Source organism: Clostridium sp. ATCC BAA-442, from assembly GCF_964239415.1.
GTDB classification, from domain to species: Bacteria; Bacillota; Clostridia; order Oscillospirales; family Oscillospiraceae; genus Flavonifractor; species Flavonifractor plautii.
Genome location: NZ_CAXSQB010000112.1, coordinates 1 through 773, shown reverse-complemented (window position 1 = coordinate 773; position 773 = coordinate 1). Strand labels below are relative to the sequence as shown.

The 773-nt window shown below is 54.6% G+C and carries 1 protein-coding gene; it reads right to left on the bottom strand.

What is annotated here, in order from left to right; genetic code table 11:
* Nucleotides 1-23 precede the first annotated feature (23 nt).
* Nucleotides 24-368, bottom strand: coding sequence for a helix-turn-helix domain-containing protein (locus ACESY8_RS19695; protein WP_498794970.1), 345 nt, complete (start codon nt 366-368; stop codon nt 24-26).
* Nucleotides 369-773 lie beyond the last annotated feature (405 nt).

Here is a 773-nt window from a genome sequence, read left to right as displayed (position 1 = left end):
CCAAAACGGGGAGCTGACAACTGTCAGCCCCCCTTTTGCTCCTCTTTTTCCCCGGATACGCCGCCGCCCGACAGACGGTTGTAATCGGCAAACAGGTCTGCTGTTCTCTGAAGGATACCTCTCTGCTCCTGGGTCAGCCTGCTTACATCGAGGGTAACGCTGCCCATCCCCCGCCGCCCCAGCAGCGAATCGGTACTCACTCCAAGAATATTCGCAATCCGAATCAGAATATCATAGGAGGGCAGCCGCGTCCCGTTCTCGTAGGCCGACACAGAGGCTCCGGTCACCCCCAGACGGCAGGCAAAATCGGCCTGGGTCATCTTCATTGAGGTCCGATATTCCTTGATCCGCTCCCCTAGGTCTTTCATCCATCCAACCTCCGCCCTTAGCCTGCTACCCTATTTTATCGAATGGCAAAAAACATTTGGTTTTATTTTTATCTACAAGGTGTTGAATATATACCCATGCTGTGCTATACTGTCAGTAGAATTATTTCCTTGTATGCCGTTCTGTTCCCGGATCCCCCTCCGCCGCGTCTTACCCGGTTCAACTCCCCCAAAATACGCGGCCCCGCCGCGGCGTCCGCCTTTGGATGCCTGCCTTCGGGCACTGTGCAGGAGATCTGCATTGCCATATCATCCGACTGAGAGGAGAAAACCAAATGAAAAAACGCATTCTGTCCCTTGCCATGGCCGCCTGCCTGGCCCTGTCCATGATGCTCACCCTGTCCGCCTGCGGCAAAAAGAACCTGGAGGAGTATTTCAACACCGACA

Bases quoted from the DNA above. Each gene is read 5' to 3' on its own strand.
- ACESY8_RS19695 (WP_498794970.1), bottom strand. From the start codon at position 368: ATGAAAGACCTAGGGGAGCGGATCAAGGAATATCGGACCTCAATGAAG.